Below are 17379 nucleotides of genomic sequence, written 5' to 3' on the forward strand. Positions count from 1 at the left end.
TTGGATGCCCGTCTTCGGCGGCTGGCTGCGCAACGTTCCCGACGAGGGCATGGCGGCGAGCTGGGATTATGCCAAGCGGCTGACGCAGGCATCGGAGCGCTGGGGCTATGACCTCACGCTGATCGCGGAGCTGAACCTCAACGACATCAAGGGCATCGAGCAGCCCGCGCTCGACGCCTGGTCGACCGCGGCGGCGCTGGCGGCGGTCACCGAACGGATCGAGCTGATGGTCGCGGTCCGCCCCAATTTCCATCATCCCGCGCTGTTCGCCAAGGCCGCGGCGAACATCGACCGGATCGCCGGCGGGCGGCTGGCGCTCAACGTCGTGTCGAGCTGGTGGGCGGACGAGGCCCGGCAATATGGGTTGCAGTTCGACCAGCACGACGACCGTTATGCGCGTACCGACGAATGGCTGCGCGTCGTCGACGGACTGTGGACCGAGCCGCGGTTCAGCTTCGAGGGGCGATTCTACCGGACGGAAAACGCGATCTGTGCGCCCAAGCCGGTCAGGCGGCCGGTCGTCTATGCCGGCGGCGAGAGCGAGGCGGCCAAGACGATGATCGCGACGCGCTGCGACGCCTATGTCATGCACGGCGATCCCGTCGCGGCGGTCGCGCCCAAGATCGCCGACATGCGCGCGCGCCGCCAGCGCGCGGGCGGACCGCCGATGCAATTCGGGATGGCCGCTTATGCGATCGTCCGCGACAGCGAGGCGGAGGCGAAGCGCGAGCTGGAACGGATCACCACCGTCACCGATCTGCCCGCGGGATATGCCAATTTCGACCAATGGCTGTCGGGCACGCAGCTGGAGCGCGAATTGCAGGTGCAGGAATATTCGGTGTCGAACCGCGGGCTGCGGCCCAATCTGGTCGGCACGCCCGAACAGCTCAAGGAACGGATCGCCGAATATGAGGCGGCGGGGCTCGACCTGCTGCTGCTCCAGATGAGCCCGCAGGCCGAGGAGATGGAGCGTTTCGCGGTGCAGGTGATGGGGACGGCGTGAGGTGATCGCCGCCGGCGGATTCAGCGCCGCGCCGTCGCCAGATGATGCAGCACGATCCCCGATGTTGTCGCGACGTTGAGCGAATCGAACCCCGCCGCCATCGCGATGCGCAGGCTTCGCGCGCGCGCGAGGATGTCCGCCGAGAGGCCCGGCCCCTCGGCACCGAGCAGCATGGCGTTGCGCGGACCGGGCCGCCAGTCGGCGAGCGGCGTCGCACCGGCGGGGCTGAGCGCGACCGGCGCGAAGCCATGGCGGTCGAGCAGCGCCAGCGCGTCTTCGTCGCGCCCCAGCCGGGCGGTGGGGACCAGCAAAGTCGCGCCGACCGATACCCGGATCGCCTTGCGATACAGCGGGTCGCAGCAATCCGCGTCGAGCAGCACCGCCGCCGCGCCGAAAGCGGCGGCGTTGCGGAAGATGCCGCCGATATTGTCGTGGTTGGCGATGCCCGACAGCAGCAGCACATCGCCGTCGCCGCGCAGGCGAGCGAGCAGCGCGTCGGCATCGGGCACGTCGGTGCGGTGGCCGATCGCGAGGATGCCGCGGTGCATCGCGAAACCCGCGATGGCATCGAGCACTGGCTGTGCGGCGACGAACACCGGCACGTCGTCGGCAAGCTGCGCGAGCAGCGGCCGCAGCCCGTCCAGGCGCTTCGCGGCGATCAGCAGGGAGAGCGGGCGGTGCAACGCAGTCCCGACCAGTTTCTCGACGACCACCTTGCCTTCCGCCACGAACAGCCCCGCCCGCCCGACCAGGTCGCGCTCGCGGATGTCGCGATAATGGTCGATCCTGGGATCGTCGGGGTCGTGGATTTCGATGATCATCGGCACGGACGGTTACCCGGGCACGGACGTAGGGGCTATAGCATATGGGCGTCTGTCTTGTCCGTCGCTTTCCACTCTTATCCCGTCGCCCACCGATGCTCCTGCGTCCGCCGGAACACTGCACCGGGGTGACGGAGCCGATAGGGCAATCGGTCGAACCTCGCTGCCGCCGGGCAGCGGGAAAATACGCCCGTCCGGCGGCGCGTTTCGCAACCGCCCCATTGATCGGCGATGCCGGTGGATGCATCACGCGCGCCATAACCTGTTGATCGGACCATCCATGCGCCTGTTTGCCGCCACTGCCACGATGATGTTGCTGTCGACGACGGCCTTCGCCCAGACCGCCGTACCTGCCGCTAGGACCGCCACGCTGCCCGCCACCAACCCGTTCGCGCAGGCGAGCACGCGGCCGTTCGAGGCGCCGCCGTTCGACCGGATCAAGAGCACCGACTACGCGCCCGCATTGCTCGCCGGCATGGCCGCGCAGCGGGCGGAGATCAACGCGATCACCCGCGCGCGCAGCGCACCGACGTTCGAGAATACGATCGCCGCGATGGAGCGGTCGGGCCGCCTGCTCGAGCGCGCGAGCCTCGCCTTTTCCGGCGTGGTCGGCGCCAACACCGACGACACGCTCCAGAAGACGCAGGCCGATCTCGCGCCCGCCTTCGCCGCGCATCAGGACGCGATCAACCTCGACCCGGCGCTGTTCGCGCGCGTCAAGACGATCTACGACCAGCGCCAGTCGCTCCGCCTCGACGCGGAGCAGCTCCAGGTGCTCACGCTCACCTATCAGAACATGGTCCGCGCCGGCGCGCAGCTCTCGCCGGCCGACAAGCTGACGCTCAGCCGCTACAACAGCCAGCTCTCGACGCTGGAAACCGCATTCCAGCAGAAGCTGCTCGCCGCGGGCAAGGCAGGCGCCTTGGTGGTCGAAGACAAGGCGAAGCTCGCCGGCCTGTCCGATGGCGAGATCGCCGCCGCGGCCGACGCCGCCAAGGCGCGCGGGTTGGCGGGCAAATACGTGCTGACGCTCCAGAATACGACGCAGCAGCCCGAACTCGCCACGCTGACGGATCGCGCGACGCGCGAAGCGCTGTTCAACGCGAGCTGGACCCGGGCGGCGAAGGGCGACGCCAACGACACGCGCGACACGATCGCGCAGATCGCGTTGCTGCGCGCGCAGAAGGCGAAGCTGCTCGGCTTCCCGACCTGGGCCGATTACGTGCTGCAGGATCAGATGGCGAAGACGCCCAAGACCGCGCTCGGCTTCATGCAGCAGCTCGGCACGCCGGTGGCCGCCGAGCAGCGCCGCGAGGCGGCCGAACTGCAGGCGCAGATCAAGGCGACCGGCGGCACGTTCCAGCTCAAGCCCTGGGATTGGGATTTCTATTCCGAACAGGTCCGCAAGGCGAAATACGACCTCAACCAGGACCAGCTCAAACCCTATTTCGAGATCAACAAGGTGCTGACCGACGGCGTCTTCTACGCCGCCAACCAGTTGTACGGGTTGAACTTCAAGCGCCGTACCGACATTCCGGTCTACCAGCCCGACGTCATGGTCTACGAAGTCAGCGAGGCCGACGGAACGCCGGTCGGGCTGATGTATTTCGATTATTGGAAGCGCGACAACAAGAACGGCGGCGCGTGGATGTCGAACTTCGTCAACCAGTCGAAGCTGCTCGGGACGAAGCCGGTCATCTACAACGTCGGCAATTTCGCCAAGCCGTCGGCGGGGCAGCCGGCGCTGATCAGCTTCGACGACGTGACGACGATGTTCCACGAATTCGGCCACGCGCTGCACGGTCTGTTCGCCAACCAGACCTATCCCAGCGTCTCGGGCACCAACACCGCGCGCGACTTCGTCGAGTTCCCGTCGCAGTTCAACGAACATTGGGCGCTCGATCCCAAGGTGCTGCCGCACTACGCGGTCGATTACCGCACCGGGAAGGTCATTCCGCAGGCGCTGGTCGACAAGATCAAGCGCGCCGGCACCTTCAACTCGGGCTATTCCTTCGGCGAGGCGCTCGCCGCTGCCGAGATGGACATGAGCTGGCACTCGCTGACCGCGGCGCAGGGCAAGCAGAACCCCGACGCGTTCGAGACGCAGGCGCTCGCCGCCACCGGGCTCGACGTCGCGGACGTGCCGCCGCGCTATCGCTCGAGCTATTTCCTCCACATCTGGGGCAATGGCTATTCGGCGGGCTATTACGCCTATAGCTGGACCAAGATGCTGAGCGCGAACGCGTTCAACTGGTTCGAGCAGCATGGCGGGATGACCCGCGCCAACGGCCAGCGCTTCCGCGACCTGATCCTGTCGAAGGGCCATACCGAGGATTACGCGCCGATGTTCCGCAGCTTCAACGGTGCCGACCCGCAGGTCGGGCCGCTGCTGAACGACCTCGGCCTCAATGCCGACGGTTCGCGCATCGTCGCGGACACGGCGGCGTCGCCGGTCAGCGACGGCACGGTGCCGGCCGCCCCCTCCGCCCGGCCCGCCGCCAAGCCCGCCGCGGCGGGCAAGACGGGGGGCTGAGGCCCGCGGCCACGGCAACCGCGGGGAGGGGCATTGCCTATCGCGCGGTGGTCGACGGTCCGACCGGCAGCCAGCGCTCGGGCAGCGTCACCGTGATCCGCTCCTTGATCTCCGCTGCCGAGGTCGCGAGCATCACGGTGTAGCGGCCGGGCGCGACATGCCATTGATGTCGCCCCTCGTCCCACGTGGCGAGCAGCCGCGGGTCGACCGTAACGGTGCGCAGCGCGGATTGCCCGGGGCTCAGCGCCGCCTTGGCATAGCCCGCCAGTCGCTTCGGCGCTTCCCATGTGTTGCCGGGCGAGGCGACGTAGACCTGACCCAGCGCCTGACCGGGGATCGTGCCGGTGTTGCGCAGCGTGAAACCGACCTGAAGCTCGCCCGCGACTTGGCGCGCGGTGAGGCCGCCGTGACCGAATGTCCCGTAGCTGAGCCCGAAGCCGAACGGGAACAGCGGACGCGCGCCGGTCCGGTCGATCCATTTATAGCCGACCGCCGCTCCTTCGGCGTAGCGGACGCCGAAGATCTGTTTCTCGGGCAGGCCCTTGCCGGCGATCGTGGGCCGCGGATACTGGCTGGGGCTGGCCGGGAAGGTGATCGGCAGATGCCCCGAGGGGTTGACCGCCCCCGACAGGATGCGGGCGATCGCCGGGCCGCCGCGGCTGCCGGGATACCAGCTTTCGACGACGCCGCGCACGTCGGCGATCCACGGCATGGCGACCGCGCCGCCGGTTTCCAGCACGACGATCGTGTTGCGATTGGCCCTGGCGACCGCGCCGATCAGCCCGTCCTGATCGTCGGGCAGCGACGGCGGGAAGTCGAGCGATTCGGCGGTCCATTGCGTCGCGAAGACGATCACGACGTCGGCGCCTTTGGCCTTCGCCGCGGCGGCGGCCGGATCGGTGCCCGGATCGTAATCGACCGTCGCATCGGGGCGTTCGGCCTTGATCGCCGCCAGCGGCGACGATTTGTCGTAGACGATCGGCCCCGGCCACGATTTGGGGCCGAGCCCGCGCACCGCATTGCCGCCGGGGGCATAGACCTGCGCCGAACCGCCACCCGACAGCACGCCGACATCGGCATGGCCGCCGACGACCAGGATATGCCGCGCCGTCCGCGTCAACGGCAACACCCCGCCCTCGTTCTTGAGCAGGACGATGCCGTTCTCCGCCGCAGTCTGCGCGACGGTCGCATGCGCGGCGAAGTCGATCGGGCCGGGCTTGACGGGATCGTCGATCGCGCCGCTGACGATCAGCGCGCGCGCGATCCGCCGGACCTTGTCGTCGAGCGCCGCGACCGGCACCTTGCCGCTCGCGATCGCCGCTTTCAGCTTGTCGCGCCAGACGTAATTGTCCTTGTTGGACACGCCGGTTTCCTGATCCAGCCCGCCCAGCGCATTCTCGACCGTGTCGTGCTGCGCCCCCCAGTCGGACATCACATAGCCCTTATACCCCCAATCCCCCTTCAGCACGCGGTTGAGCAGCCAGTCGTTCTGGCAGGCGTGCTTGCCGTTGACGAGATTGTACGAGCACATGACCGAGCCGGGATCGCCCCGCTCGATCGCGATCTGGAAGGCGAGCAGGTCCGAGGTGCGCGCCGCGCCTTCGTCGATGCCGACATCGACGGTGCTGCGTCCGGTCTCCTGATCGTTGAGCGCGAAATGCTTGACCGTCGTGACGATCCGGTTCGACTGGATGCCCTTCATGAACGCGCCGACCATCGTCCCGGCCAGCCACGGGTCCTCGCCGCCATATTCGAAATTGCGGCCGTTGCCGGGCTCGCGGGCGAGATTGACGCCGCCGGCCAGTTGCACGTTGAAGCCGGACGCGCGCGCCTCCGCGCCGACCATCCTGCCGCCCGCCATCGCCACCGCCGGGTCCCACGTCGCCGCGCTGAGGATGCCCGACGGCAAGGCGGTGCGCTCCAAGGCCGGTGGCGCCTCGCCCTGCGTCGCGACCCCGCTGCCCGCATCGGCCTGCCATTGCGGCGTGAACCCCAGCCGGGGGACGCCCGGCACGAACCCGGCCGATTGCGGACGCGCCTGCGGATCGCGGAAGGTATTCCAGTCCTGCTGCGTGCCGAAGAAGCCCGTCACGACGGCGAGCTTCTCGTCCTCGGTCATCGCCTGGACCAGCAGCTCGGCGCGCCGGTCCGCGGACAGCGTCTTGTCCTGCCATGCGTTCGCCGGGACCGGCTCTGCCGCGGTGACGGGACCGGAGGGTCCGGCGAGGACGCCGACCAGCATTGTGGTGGCGAGTAGCAAAGCGCGCATGGTCGAAGCCTCCGGGTCGGGTCCCGCCCGACGCGGGCGGTTCGACCGGCGATGGTATTCAGGGCTATCGATCGCCGCGTCAAACCCCTTGCAGTCGTAGGCGCGCCGCCGTGCCGATGATCGTCATCGGGCCAAGAAAATCGATCGCCGCCAAGTGTTTGTGCACCGGCCTCCCCACCCGTATGATCCCCCCTGCCGCCGCCGTCACGACGGCAGCGGATCGGTGCGGACTCGCAGGTAAGGGAGCAAGGCAATGCCGACGATCAACACGACGGACGGGACGGAGATCTTCTACAAGGACTGGGGCCCGCGCGACGCGCAGGTCGTCATGTTCCATCACGGCTGGCCGCTGAGCGCGGACGATTGGGACGGGCAGATGATGGCGTTCGTCGCCAAGGGCTATCGCGTCGTCGCGCACGACCGTCGCGGCCACGGCCGATCGAGCCAGGCGGCGACCGGGCACGACATGGATACCTATGTCGCCGACGTCGTCGCGCTCACCGACGCGCTCGACCTGCGCGATGCCGTCCACATCGGTCATTCGACCGGCGGCGGCGAAGTGGCGCGTTACGTCGCCCGCGCCAAGCCGGGGCGGGTTGCCAAGGCGGTGCTGATCAGCGCGGTCGCGCCGATCATGGTCCAGAGCGATGCCAATCCCGATGGCGTGCCGCTGTCGGTCTTCGACGAGATCCGCGAACAGACGGCGACCAACCGCGCGCAATATTTCTACGACTTCACGATGCCGTTCTTCGGCTACAATCGTGACGGCGCTGAGGTGAAGGAGGGCGTCCGGCGCAATTGGTGGCGGCAGGGCATGACCGGCAGCGTGCTCGCGCACACGCTCGGCATCAAGGCCTTCTCCGAAACCGATTTCACCGACGATCTCAAGGCGATCACGGTGCCGACGCTGGTGCTGCACGGCGAGGACGACCAGATCGTGCCGTTCGCCATCACCGGCAGGAAATCGGCGCAGATCGTGCCGGGGGCAAAGCTCATCTCCTACCCCGGCTATCCGCACGGCATGCCGACGACGCATGCCGACCGGATCAACGCCGATTTGCTCGCCTTCGTTCAGGGCTGAGCCGGCGAGGGAGCGGCAGGTCCGGTGTCTCGACGCCGAGCGACCGGGCCTGCCGCATGCGGGGGCGATGCACCGAATTAGGACGTCGTTAACCCTAGACCGACCCGAACCTCGCCGCGAAGATCGGCTATCGATCCGGCCAGGAGGCGGATCATGGCGCAGATCTCGGCGGCGACGTTATGGATGATATTGACCGGCGGCTTCGCGGCGTCGGTCCTGATCGCGCTGCTGCGGCGCGATGGCCCGGCGGCGCTCGCCATGGCGGCGGGCGGCCTGCTCGCCGGGCACCTCTGCCATCTTCCGGCGCCGGTGCTGGCCTGGGCGTCGATCGCAGTCGCGATCGGGCTGGCGGCGGCGCTCGCCGGCTGGGCTCTCAATGCCGCAGTCGGCGGCCGCTCCGGCTACACGCTGGGGCTGGTGCTGACCGCGGCGACGCTGGGCGCGATTGCCTCGACGCCCGCCACCGCATCGCACGATCGCGTCCGCGGCCCGGCGGCGGGAATCGCGCTGAGTGCCGCGCTGGCGACGCTGGCCGTCGGGTGACAGCAGCCCTTTAGTCGTAAAAGGCACTTTTATATTTGACGTTCGGCTTTCGGATCGTCATGAAAATCAAGCCGTTAGGCATCCTCCCCAACAGGATTACTGGGGCCGCTCCGGCGGCCCCCTTTTACGTCCGGTGCCGCGTCATTGCGCGTGCAGCACGCCGCTGAACGCCGCGTCTTCCAATGCGCGCCCGGCGCCGAGCGCGACGCACATCAGCGGCGATTCGGCGACGATCACCGGCAATCCGGTCGAACGGCTGAGCACCTCGTCCAGCCGGCGCAGCAGCGCGCCGCCGCCGGTCATCACGATGCCCTGTTCGACGATATCGGCGGCAAGCTCCGGCTCGACCTGTTCGAGCGTCTTCATCACCACCTCGACGATCTGCGCGACAAGATCGGCGAGCGCATCGGCGATCTCGGTCTGGCTGATGGTGATCTCCTTGGGGATGCCGTTCATCAGGTCGCGCCCGCGCACGCGCATCTCGGGCTCCACAACGTCGGTCGGGCGGCTGGCGGCGCCGATCTGCTGCTTGATCCGCTCCGCGGTCGCCTCGCCGATCATCAGATTGTGCTTGCGGCGGATGTGAGAGGCGATCGCCTCGTCGAGCTTGTCGCCGCCGACGCGCACCGAGTTGCTGTAGGCGAGGCCGCCGAGCGAAAGCACCGCGACCTCGGTGGTGCCGCCGCCGATATCGACCACCATGAACCCGATCGGCGCGGTGATCGGCAGTCCGGCGCCGATCGCGGCGGCGAGCGATTCCTCGATCAGCAGCACCTTCGACGCGCCGGCGCTGGTCGCCGCCTGGCGGATCGCGCGCCGCTCGACCTGCGTCGATCCTGCGGGCACGCAGATCACCATCTTGGGACTGCGTTGTAACCGGCCGGCGTCGCCATGCACCTTCTTGATGAAATGCTTGATCATCTGTTCGGCGACGTCGATGTCGGCGATCACGCCGTCGCGTAAGGGACGGATCGTCTCGACGCCCTGCGGCGTCTTGCCCATCATCAGCTTGGCATCGGCGCCGACCGCGAGCACCTTGGGGATGCCGTCGCGCGTCTCGATCGCGACGACGGAGGGTTCGTCCAGCACGATGCCGCGGCCGGCGACGAACACCAATGTGTTCACGGTGCCGAGGTCGATGGCCATGTCATGCGAGGCAAGACCGAAATTGAGGGACAGTCGCAGCGCACGCTACCTTGTTGGGAGTGGCATCGGCCGCCGGCCGATGCGAAGCCCCGCGCATTGGCGCTTTGCCGGGCAGCGTCAACCGGCGTGCGTCCGGCGGCCTGTCCCGGCGGACGGACGGTTTGCCGGGGGGATGGCCGGCCGGCTGCCTTGCTTGCGGCTGGCGAGGGCCGGGCCTACATCGCGGGCGGCGTGCCTATCCCCTTGATCTCTTTCGCGATGCCGCCGGCGCACGGCCGCGAGGCAGGCGCAGGCCGGCCGTGATGCGCGACCTGTTCGACCGCCCGCTGCTGCCCGGCCTGCGCAGCGAGGAGGCGTTCGTCACCGCCGACGACGAGCGCGCGTTGATCGCGGCGATCGATGCGCTCGCGCTGACCCCGTTCCAGTTCCAGGGCTGGACCGGCAAGCGGCTGACCCACAGTTTCGGGCTGCATTACGATTTCGAACGCGGATCGCTCGGACCGGCGGCGCCGATGCCGGCGTGGCTGGCGACGATCCGCGCGAGCGCCGAGGCGTTCGCCGGGGTCGCGTCCGGCAGCTTCGTGCAGGCGCTGCTGATCCGCTACGATCCCGGCGCGGGGATCGGCTGGCATCGCGACCGGCCGCATTTCGACCATGTCGTCGGCATATCGCTGGGGGCGGCGGCGGCGATGCGCTTCCGCCGCCGGACCGGCGAACGCTTCGCGCGGGTCGCCGCGCCGCTGCCGCCGCGCGGCATCTACCACCTGCACGGCGAGGCGCGCCACGATTGGGAGCATAGCATCGCCGCGATGACCGAAACGCGCTGGTCGATCACGCTGCGCAGCCTGTCCGAGCGCGGCCGTCGGATGCTCGCCGCCGGGGATGGCGCGTGACGACCCCCGATTTCGTCGTGATCGACGTCGAGACCGCCTGTTCGCGGGTGAGCAGCATCTGCCAGATCGGCATCGTCGGCTTTCGCGACGGCCGTGAGGTCTTCGCCTATGAGACGCTGCTCGATCCGTGCGACGACTTTCACGCGATGAACACGCGCATCCACGGCATCGCTGCGCATCACGTGATCGGCCAGCCGACCTTCGGCCACGTCCACGCCGACATCGACCGCCATCTGACCGGCCGCGTCACCGTCGCCCATTCCTATTTCGACAAGGGCGCGCTCGCCGCGGCGTGCCGCGTCCATGACCGGGCGATGATCGAGACGGTCTGGCTGGACAGCGTGCGGGTCGCCAAGCGCGCCTGGCCCGATCTGCCCAACCACAAGCTCGGCGGCCTCGCGCGCTATCTCGGCATCGCCCACCGCCACCATGACGCGCTGAGCGACGCGCGCGCCGCCGGCTGGGTGATCGTCAAGGCGATCGACCATACCGGCCTGTCGCTCGCCGACTGGCTGGCACCGCCGCGCAAGCCGCAGCCGCCGCCCCGCGCCGCGCCGACGGGGCCGCTGAAGGGCGAGCGGATCGTCGTCGTCGGCGAGGCGCGCGACGGGGCAATCGCGCATGTGCTCGCCGCGCAGGGCGGCACGATCATGTCCACGGTCGGGCTGACGACGACGATGGTGGTCGTCGCCGATCATCTGCCCGATGCGCGCTCGACGCGGGCGAGCGGCGAGATGGACAAGGCCGCGGCGGCGCGGCGGGCCGGCCGGTCGATCCGGATCGTGTCGGCGCGGACGCCCGGCCTGCTCGACGACAATTCCGGGGCCATTGTTGGCGACTGAGGGGTTGAGCCGTGGACGACGGGGCGCTTCCGCGCTCCCGAACCGCGAAGGACGTCTCATGGGTAAATTGATCTCCGGCATCGAAGGCGCGATCAACGCCGCCGTCGGCAAGGCCAAGCAGAACGCCGACAATCCGTCGCTGCACGAAGAAGGCGCCGAACAGGAAGCACGCGGCACCAAGCAGCAGGCCGACGCCAAGAAGAAGTAAGCGGACGTGCAGGCCGTCGGCGGGATCAGCCCTGCCGGTGGCCGCCCGCCCGGCGCCATTGCCGATAGCCAAGGACGGCGAGCCCGACCATCGCCGCATAGAGGCCGGCGGTCGGCAGCAACCCCTTCCAGACGAACATGCCGACGTAACAGACGTCGACCACGATCCACAGCAGCCAACTGGCGGCGTGGCGGCGCCCGGTCCAATATTGCGCGACGAGGCTGAAGCTGCTCAGCGTCGCGTCCATCCAGGGCAGCGCCGCGTCGGTATGGTGGCTGGTCAGCCAGCCGATGCTCACCGCCCCCACCGCGCCCGCCGCCAGCCCGGCGAGCGCCTGCGCCGGCCGCAGCGGCGCCACCACCACCTCGCCCTCGCTATCGGTCCCGCGCGCCCAGGCGACCCAGCCGTAGACGATCGCGATCGCGAACAGCAGTTGCAGCACCATGTCGGCGTACAGCCGCACGTCGAGGAACAGCTTCGCATACAGCGCGCAGGCGAGCAGATTGACCGGCCAGCACAACATGCGCCGCCGCGCGGTCAGCCAGATCCCGGCGAAGCTGACGACGACCGCGACGATCTCCAGCGGGGTCATGGCCTGGCCTCGCCGATCCGGCGCAGCAGCTTCTGCCCCGCGGCGGAGCGGAACCACGCGGCATGGCCGATCGCGTAGCCGTCCCAGGTCAGCGCCGCGGCGGCGGGATCGGCGACCACCGCGGTAAAATAATCGATCTCCGACAAGGCGAATTCGAGATGGACGAGCGGTAGCAGCCTGACGATCGCGGCGATGTCGGCGGCGGCGAGCGGGGCGACCGATGCATAGCCGGCGAGCAGCGCCAGCGCCGCCGCGGGATCGGCGATGTCGTCGCCCTGCGGCAGGTCGAGCCAGCGGATCGCGCTGCGTTCGATCGCGGTGGCGATATCGTGCACCGCGCAGCTACGGTCGGCGAGGCCGAAGTCGATCACCGTCCGCACGCTGCCGTCGTCCGCCCACAGCAGGTTCGACGGATGCCAGTCGTTGTGCGTCCACAAGGGCGGCTGCTCCGCCAGCACCGCGGGCAGGCCGTCGCCCAGCGTCGCGAACAGCGCGGCGAGCTGCGCCCGCCACGGCCGCGTCGCCAGGAACGCGGCAAGCGCCGGCCGGGCGGCGACATAGGCCTCGGCCGCCGCGAGCGGATCGTGCGCCGGCAGGATCGTGAAGCTGGCGACCAACGGCTGCGCCCGGCGGGCAGGGGCGGCGAAACCGGCCGCGGCGATGTGAAGCCGCGCCAGCGCTACCCCTGCGGCGTGCGCCTGCGCGTGCGAGAAGAACGGCGTCCACGACAGCCGGTCGCGGTAGAGGTCGGCGCCCGGTGCCTGCCGGTGCAATTCGTAGCGCCACGCGTCGATCGCGATCGCGGTCGTACCGCCCGCACTCGCGATCACCTCCGGCACCGAAACGCCGGCATCGGCGAGATGCGCGATGAACGCATGTTCCTCGGCCAGCCCCGCGATCGAGCGCAGCTTGTAGTGGTGGCGCTTGAGCAGGACGGTGCCCGCCTCGGTATGGACGAGCGCGGCTGCCGAGAAGGGGCGCGGCGAATGCCAGTGCAGCCCGGTCAGCCGCCCTGCCGCCGGAAAGCGCGCCAGCACCGCGGCGGCCTCGCCGGTGGTGATCGCCGGCCAGGTCGGCGCCTCCAGCGCCTGCCCCATGCCGTGCACCAGATGAGCGGCGGGCGTCATCGCCTCAGAAGGCGCGCGAGAGGGTCGCCATCACCGCGGCGCCGCTGCCGATATAATAAGCGGGCGCCTGACCGGCGATGACGGTGCCGTTGCGGCCGATAGTGTCCTGCGCGTTGGGGGTCACCGCCTGGACGCCGGCGAGCACGTGCGGATCGGTGACGTTGATCGCGTTGACGCGCAGGTCGGTCCGCTTGCCGTCGAGCCAGTCGGCCAGATGCACGCCGATCGACAGGTCGAGCGTCGCATAGCCCTTGATGCTTTCGTCGTTCATGAAGCTGGCATATTGCCGGCCGAGATATTTCGACGCGATGCTGCCGAAGAACCGACCGTCGTCGTAGGTGCCGCCCGCGCCGAACTGCACCGTCGGGCTCGACACCGCATGCCGGCCGCGCGTCGGCAGCAGGTCGCCGCCGACCGGCAGATCGTCGTCGAGCCGCGCATGCAGATACTCGCCCGACAGATAGAGGCTGACCGCGGCGACCGGACGATAGTCGATCTCGGCATCGACGCCATAAGAGGTCTGTCCGCCGGCGTTGAGCGTCGCATTGACCTGCGCGCCGCCCTGATCGACCACCGTCGCGAGCTGGCGGTTGCGGAATTTGTAGTGGAAGCCGGTCACCGAGGCCGAGACCGCTTCGCCGATGAAGCGATAGCCGAGCTCTTCCGACACCGAATATTCGTTCTTGAGCGCGTTGCTGCCCTGCGCGACCAACGCCCCGCCGGCATAGCTGTCGTAGAGCGTGAATTCGTTGGGCGTGCGGAAGTTGGTGGTGAAATTGGCGAACAGCTGTTGCCGGTCGTCGAGCCGGTAATGGATCGCCGCGCGCGGCAGGGCTGCGAAACTGTCGATCCGCACCCGGTCCTGCGGCCCGGGCAGATAGTTGCGGCCGTTGCGCAGCACGTCGACGCCCTTGAACCCGACATCGACCGTCAGCCGCGGTGCGACGGCGATGCTGTCGGCGAGGAAAAAGCTCTTGGTGACGGTGACGGTGCGCTGGTTCTCATAGGCGAGCAGGCGGCCGTCGGCGGTGCGGATCGCTTTCGCGCGATAGCCCCAGCGGTCGGTCGGCCGACCATCGGCATCGATGCTGGTATAGGATTGGGTGACGCGATCGGTGCCGTAATCGAACCACAGCCCGGCGGTGATCCGGTGGCTGCCGGCCTGCAGCGTCAGCTTGGCGACGCTGCCGCCGCGGAACTGGTCGCCGGTGTAATTGCCGAGCACCGTCGCGACGCCGTCCACCGCGCCGGGCAGCGCGATCGGCTGCGCCAGTTCCTCGGTGCCGAGGAAATTGCCGGTGGTGGTGAGCTGCGTGCCGTAAGGCGAATTGCCGTAACCGAATTGCGCATAACTGGTGCTGTCGAACGTCAGCCGCTCGCCGAGCACGAGATGCACCGGCGCCGAGGCGTAGAGGTTGCGGAACGGCGCGCGATAGAGCCGCCAGTAATCGGTGGCGCCCGGCGTGTAGCGACTGGCGTAGTTGAAGCCGCGGCCCTGCGCATGCCATTCGGCGAGGGTGGGGCTGGGGTAGCTCGAGGAATTGGCGTCGTTGAACGACAGCGCGAGGCTGGCGCGATTGCCTGCGCCCCATTCGTTGAGCAGCTTGGCGTCGACATGCTGGCGGGCGTCGAAGCCGGCGCCGCGCCAATTGTCCGCCCGCGTGTTCGAATAGGACAGGAAGGCCTTGAGCCCGGTGCCGCCGATCGTCCCGCTGTCGATCCGCACGAAGCCGCGCCGCGCCGCATAGCTGCCGAGCGACAGATCGACGAGACCGCCCGCCCGTGCCCGGGGATCGTCAAGCGCCAGCGACAGCAGCCCGCCGGCGCCGCCCAGCGTCGGCGAGTCGATGTCGACCGACCCCTGCGCGATCGATATCCGCCGGAGGTTGCCGGGGTCGGCGAACTGTGACGGATAGGCGTAATAATAGCCGATGTCGTTCTGCGGCGCGCCTTCCATCAGCACGCCGATCTCGTCCTGCCCCAGCCCGCGCAGCGTCAGGCTGGAACTGGTCGACAGGCCATAGGGATCGCTCGACGCGACATTGGCGCCGGGCAGCAACGTGACGAGCTGGAAGGCGTTGAGCGTCGGCGCCTGTTTGACGATGAAGTCGGCCGAGATCGCGCTCTGGCTTTTCGGCGCCTGCTGGTCGGGCAAGAGCCCGGCGGGATCGGGATGGCCGACGACGCGGATCTCGGCGGGTTCGGCGGTCTGCGCCGCGGCGGGCGCCGCCAGCAGCAGCACCGGCACCCCCAGCGCAAGCCAGGATCGCGCGGGTCGCATGTCGAAACGGGAAACAAGAGCCGGAATCGTTCGCATCCACTTCATCGGAGGAACGACGGCGCACCGCAGACCCTCCCTACGCCGGTATCACCCGGATCAGGTTCAGCGGGTCATGGGCTGCTGCCCATTTCTCAGCCGCGCGTCAGCGGCCCCCCGGGGATGGCCCGGCTTAGGCGATCCCGCGGGGTAGCGATAGGGGGCTCGACGTGCGGGCGGTTACAGCGCCAGATCGGGGTGGCGGTCGGCCTTGACGCGGGTGCCGGCGGGGCGCGGCTGCGTGGCGACGTGGACCGCGGGCGGCGGCGTCGTCAGTTGCAGCGCATCGCTGGTCTGCGCCCATTCCTGCGCGAGCAGGTCGGGATGATCGTTGAGCGCGATCCCGTAGGACGGCACGATCCTGCGCAGGCCGTCCTGCCAGGCCGGGGTCGCGAGCCGCTTGGGGAAGACCGTCTTGAGCAGGTTCAGCATGATCGCCGGCGCGGTCGACGCCCCCGGCGACGCACCGAGCAGCGCGGCGATCGAGCCGTCCTGCGAGGCGACGATCTCCGTCCCCAGCTTGAGCACGCCGCCCTTGTCGGGATCGCGCTTGATGATCTGGACGCGCTGGCCGGCCTGCCACAATTTCCAGTCCTCCGCCCGCGCACCCGGCAGATATTCGCGCAGCGCCTTCAGCCGATCCTCGTCGGACATCATCAGCTGGCCGGCGAGATATTCGACGAGGTCGAAATTGTCCCAGCCGACCGCCATCATCGGGCGGAAATTGTCGAGCGTCACCGACGCCGGCAGGTCGAAATACGAGCCGTGCTTGAGGAATTTGGTCGAGAAGGTGGCGAACGGCCCGAACAGCAGCGCGCGCCGCTTGTCGAAATAGCGCGTGTCGAGATGCGGCACCGACATCGGCGGCGAACCGACCGCGGCCTTGCCATAGACCTTGGCGAGGTGACGGTCGGCGATCTCCGGCTTTTCGGAGACGAGGAACGAGCCGCCGACCGGGAAGCCGGCGTAATTGTCGGCTTCGGGAATCCCCGAGGCCTGCAGGATCGGCAGTGCGCCGCCACCGGCGCCGGCGAAGACGAAGCGCGCGTTGATGATCCGCTTGCCGCCGCCGTTGGTCGCCTCGGCGGTGACGCGCCAGCTCTTGTCGGGATTGCGTTCGAGCTTGCGCACCTCGTGGCCGCTGGTCAGCGTCACGCCCGGCTGGCGGCTGAGCGCGGTGACATATTGGCGCGTCACCTCGCCCCAGTCGCAATCGGTGCCGAGCGGCGAGCGCGTCGCCGCCAGCGGCAGGCCGCCGCTGCGCCCCTCCATCATCAGCGGCACCCATTGGCCGATCCGGTGCGGATCGGTGGTGAACTCCATCCCCGAGAACAACGGGCTGGCGCCGAGCGCCGCATGCCGCTTGCGCAGGAATTCGACGTTCTCGCGGCCCCACACCAGATTCATGTGCGGCGTCGAGTTGATGAAGGCGCGGGGATCGCTGAGCACGCCGGCGCGGAGCTGGTGGCTGAGGAACTGGCGGGTGATCTGCCATTGCTCGTTGATCTCGATCGCCTTGGCGATCTCGACGCGGCCGTCGGCGGCGTTGACCGGCGTGTAGTTCAGCTCGCACAGCGCCGAGTGACCGGTGCCGGCGTTGTTCCAGCCGTCCGAACTCTCGCCGGCGGCGCGGTCGAGCCGCTCGACCATCTCGATCGTCCACGTCGGTTCGAGCTGGCGCAGCAGCACGCCGAGCGTCGCGCTCATGATGCCGCCGCCGATCAACAGCACGTCGACGCTATGTTCGCTGCGCGCCTGCGCGCGCGCCGCCGCCGGCAGCAGCGCGGTGCCGCCCGCCGCGACGACCGAGCCGATCAGCCCGCGGCGGCTGATGTCGGGCGCCGAGAGCGTCGACCCGTCGGTGGCGAGGGCCGGCTCGCGCGTTTCGTGATGCATCGCATGATCCTTCTGCATGCGCTTCCGGTACGACGTCGGGGCGGGACGCGGATCGAAGCGGGGAGTGTCGCGGAACGGCGACGACCGGTTGGCCCGGATCGCTGCCGC

The 17379-nt window shown here is 69.0% G+C and carries 14 protein-coding genes and 1 riboswitch; of the genes, 7 read left to right on the forward strand and 7 right to left on the reverse strand.

The features are described from left to right. The first annotated feature begins 4 nt into the window (after nucleotides 1-4). The gene (locus tag ACLBWH_RS12515) at nucleotides 5-1003 is read left to right on the forward strand and encodes an LLM class flavin-dependent oxidoreductase (protein WP_447799217.1); all 999 of its coding nucleotides are present in this window, start codon (nucleotides 5-7) and stop codon (nucleotides 1001-1003) included. Between the two features lie 20 nt (nucleotides 1004-1023). On the opposite strand, the gene ACLBWH_RS12520 is transcribed toward ACLBWH_RS12515, so the two are convergent. Next, entirely contained in the window at nucleotides 1024-1824 is an 801-nt protein-coding gene (locus ACLBWH_RS12520) for a TrmH family RNA methyltransferase (RefSeq protein ID WP_447799219.1), read from the reverse strand. 280 nt (nucleotides 1825-2104) lie between these two features. Here ACLBWH_RS12520 and ACLBWH_RS12525 point away from each other — a divergent pair, with 280 nt between their 5' ends. Continuing rightward, nucleotides 2105-4357 (forward strand): M3 family metallopeptidase, encoded by a 2253-nt coding sequence (locus tag ACLBWH_RS12525; protein ID WP_447799221.1) that lies wholly within the window; start codon nucleotides 2105-2107, stop codon nucleotides 4355-4357. A 37-nt stretch (nucleotides 4358-4394) separates the two neighbouring features. Here ACLBWH_RS12525 and ACLBWH_RS12530 read toward each other — a convergent pair whose 3' ends face one another. Beyond that, nucleotides 4395-6626, reverse strand: coding sequence for a beta-glucosidase (locus ACLBWH_RS12530; RefSeq protein WP_447799223.1), 2232 nt, complete (start codon nucleotides 6624-6626; stop codon nucleotides 4395-4397). A 253-nt stretch (nucleotides 6627-6879) separates the two neighbouring features. On the opposite strand from ACLBWH_RS12530, the gene ACLBWH_RS12535 reads away from it, so the two are divergent. Together ACLBWH_RS12535 and ACLBWH_RS12540 are read left to right on the forward strand one after the other, a co-directional pair. Continuing rightward, entirely contained in the window at nucleotides 6880-7707 is an 828-nt protein-coding gene (locus ACLBWH_RS12535; RefSeq protein WP_447799224.1) for an alpha/beta fold hydrolase, read from the forward strand. Nucleotides 7708-7860: 153 nt separating this feature from the next. Next, entirely contained in the window at nucleotides 7861-8250 is a 390-nt protein-coding gene (locus tag ACLBWH_RS12540; protein ID WP_447799226.1) for a hypothetical protein, read from the forward strand. Nucleotides 8251-8391: 141 nt separating this feature from the next. Here ACLBWH_RS12540 and ACLBWH_RS12545 read toward each other — a convergent pair whose 3' ends face one another. Beyond that, on the reverse strand, nucleotides 8392-9435 hold the full coding sequence (locus tag ACLBWH_RS12545; RefSeq protein WP_447799441.1) for a rod shape-determining protein: 1044 nt from the start codon (nucleotides 9433-9435) through the stop codon (nucleotides 8392-8394). 263 nt (nucleotides 9436-9698) lie between these two features. On the opposite strand from ACLBWH_RS12545, the gene ACLBWH_RS12550 reads away from it, so the two are divergent. The 3 genes from ACLBWH_RS12550 to ACLBWH_RS12560 are packed head-to-tail and all read left to right on the forward strand — an operon-like array spanning nucleotide 9699 to nucleotide 11339. Further along, nucleotides 9699-10289, forward strand: a complete 591-nt coding sequence (locus ACLBWH_RS12550; RefSeq protein WP_447799227.1) for an alpha-ketoglutarate-dependent dioxygenase AlkB — start codon at nucleotides 9699-9701, stop codon at nucleotides 10287-10289. Beyond that, nucleotides 10286-11131, forward strand: a complete 846-nt coding sequence (locus ACLBWH_RS12555) for an exonuclease domain-containing protein (protein ID WP_447799228.1) — start codon at nucleotides 10286-10288, stop codon at nucleotides 11129-11131. The genes ACLBWH_RS12550 and ACLBWH_RS12555 overlap by 4 nt, the downstream gene beginning before the upstream one ends. 58 nt (nucleotides 11132-11189) lie before the next feature. Next, nucleotides 11190-11339: a CsbD family protein gene (locus ACLBWH_RS12560; RefSeq protein WP_322850757.1), complete on the forward strand. Its 150-nt coding sequence runs from the start codon at nucleotides 11190-11192 to the stop codon at nucleotides 11337-11339. A gap of 25 nt (nucleotides 11340-11364) precedes the next feature. Here ACLBWH_RS12560 and pnuC read toward each other — a convergent pair whose 3' ends face one another. The 4 genes from pnuC to mqo all read right to left on the reverse strand — a co-directional run bounded on the left by pnuC (nucleotide 11365) and on the right by mqo (nucleotide 17271). Then, nucleotides 11365-11931: a nicotinamide riboside transporter PnuC gene (gene pnuC / locus ACLBWH_RS12565; RefSeq protein ID WP_322850758.1), complete on the reverse strand. Its 567-nt coding sequence runs from the start codon at nucleotides 11929-11931 to the stop codon at nucleotides 11365-11367. After that, complete coding sequence (locus ACLBWH_RS12570) at nucleotides 11928-13058, reverse strand: phosphotransferase enzyme family protein (protein WP_447799230.1); 1131 nt, start codon at nucleotides 13056-13058, stop codon at nucleotides 11928-11930. Before ACLBWH_RS12570 ends, pnuC begins: the two co-directional genes overlap by 4 nt. A 4-nt stretch (nucleotides 13059-13062) precedes the next feature. Then, complete coding sequence (locus tag ACLBWH_RS12575) at nucleotides 13063-15339, reverse strand: TonB-dependent receptor (RefSeq protein ID WP_447799232.1); 2277 nt, start codon at nucleotides 15337-15339, stop codon at nucleotides 13063-13065. Between the two features lie 56 nt (nucleotides 15340-15395). Further along, nucleotides 15396-15505: riboswitch (TPP riboswitch) on the reverse strand. A gap of 50 nt (nucleotides 15506-15555) precedes the next feature. Then, entirely contained in the window at nucleotides 15556-17271 is a 1716-nt protein-coding gene (gene mqo, locus ACLBWH_RS12580) for a malate dehydrogenase (quinone) (protein ID WP_447799234.1), read from the reverse strand. Between the last annotated feature and the right edge of the window lie 108 nt (nucleotides 17272-17379).

It is taken from the genome of Sphingomonas sp. M6A6_1c (assembly GCF_053345135.1).

Coding starts and splice junctions, on each gene's coding strand:
- ACLBWH_RS12535 (WP_447799224.1), top strand. CDS start 6,880: ATGCCGACGATCAACACGACGGACGGGACGGAGATCTTCTACAAGGAC.
- ACLBWH_RS12575 (WP_447799232.1), bottom strand. CDS start 15,339: ATGCGACCCGCGCGATCCTGGCTTGCGCTGGGGGTGCCGGTGCTGCTG.
- ACLBWH_RS12540 (WP_447799226.1), top strand. CDS start 7,861: ATGGCGCAGATCTCGGCGGCGACGTTATGGATGATATTGACCGGCGGC.
- pnuC (WP_322850758.1), bottom strand. CDS start 11,931: ATGACCCCGCTGGAGATCGTCGCGGTCGTCGTCAGCTTCGCCGGGATC.
- ACLBWH_RS12550 (WP_447799227.1), top strand. CDS start 9,699: ATGCGCGACCTGTTCGACCGCCCGCTGCTGCCCGGCCTGCGCAGCGAG.
- ACLBWH_RS12525 (WP_447799221.1), top strand. CDS start 2,105: ATGCGCCTGTTTGCCGCCACTGCCACGATGATGTTGCTGTCGACGACG.
- ACLBWH_RS12530 (WP_447799223.1), bottom strand. CDS start 6,626: ATGCGCGCTTTGCTACTCGCCACCACAATGCTGGTCGGCGTCCTCGCC.
- ACLBWH_RS12515 (WP_447799217.1), top strand. CDS start 5: ATGCCCGTCTTCGGCGGCTGGCTGCGCAACGTTCCCGACGAGGGCATG.
- ACLBWH_RS12520 (WP_447799219.1), bottom strand. CDS start 1,824: ATGATCATCGAAATCCACGACCCCGACGATCCCAGGATCGACCATTAT.
- ACLBWH_RS12570 (WP_447799230.1), bottom strand. CDS start 13,058: ATGACGCCCGCCGCTCATCTGGTGCACGGCATGGGGCAGGCGCTGGAG.
- ACLBWH_RS12560 (WP_322850757.1), top strand. CDS start 11,190: ATGGGTAAATTGATCTCCGGCATCGAAGGCGCGATCAACGCCGCCGTC.
- mqo (WP_447799234.1), bottom strand. CDS start 17,271: ATGCATCACGAAACGCGCGAGCCGGCCCTCGCCACCGACGGGTCGACG.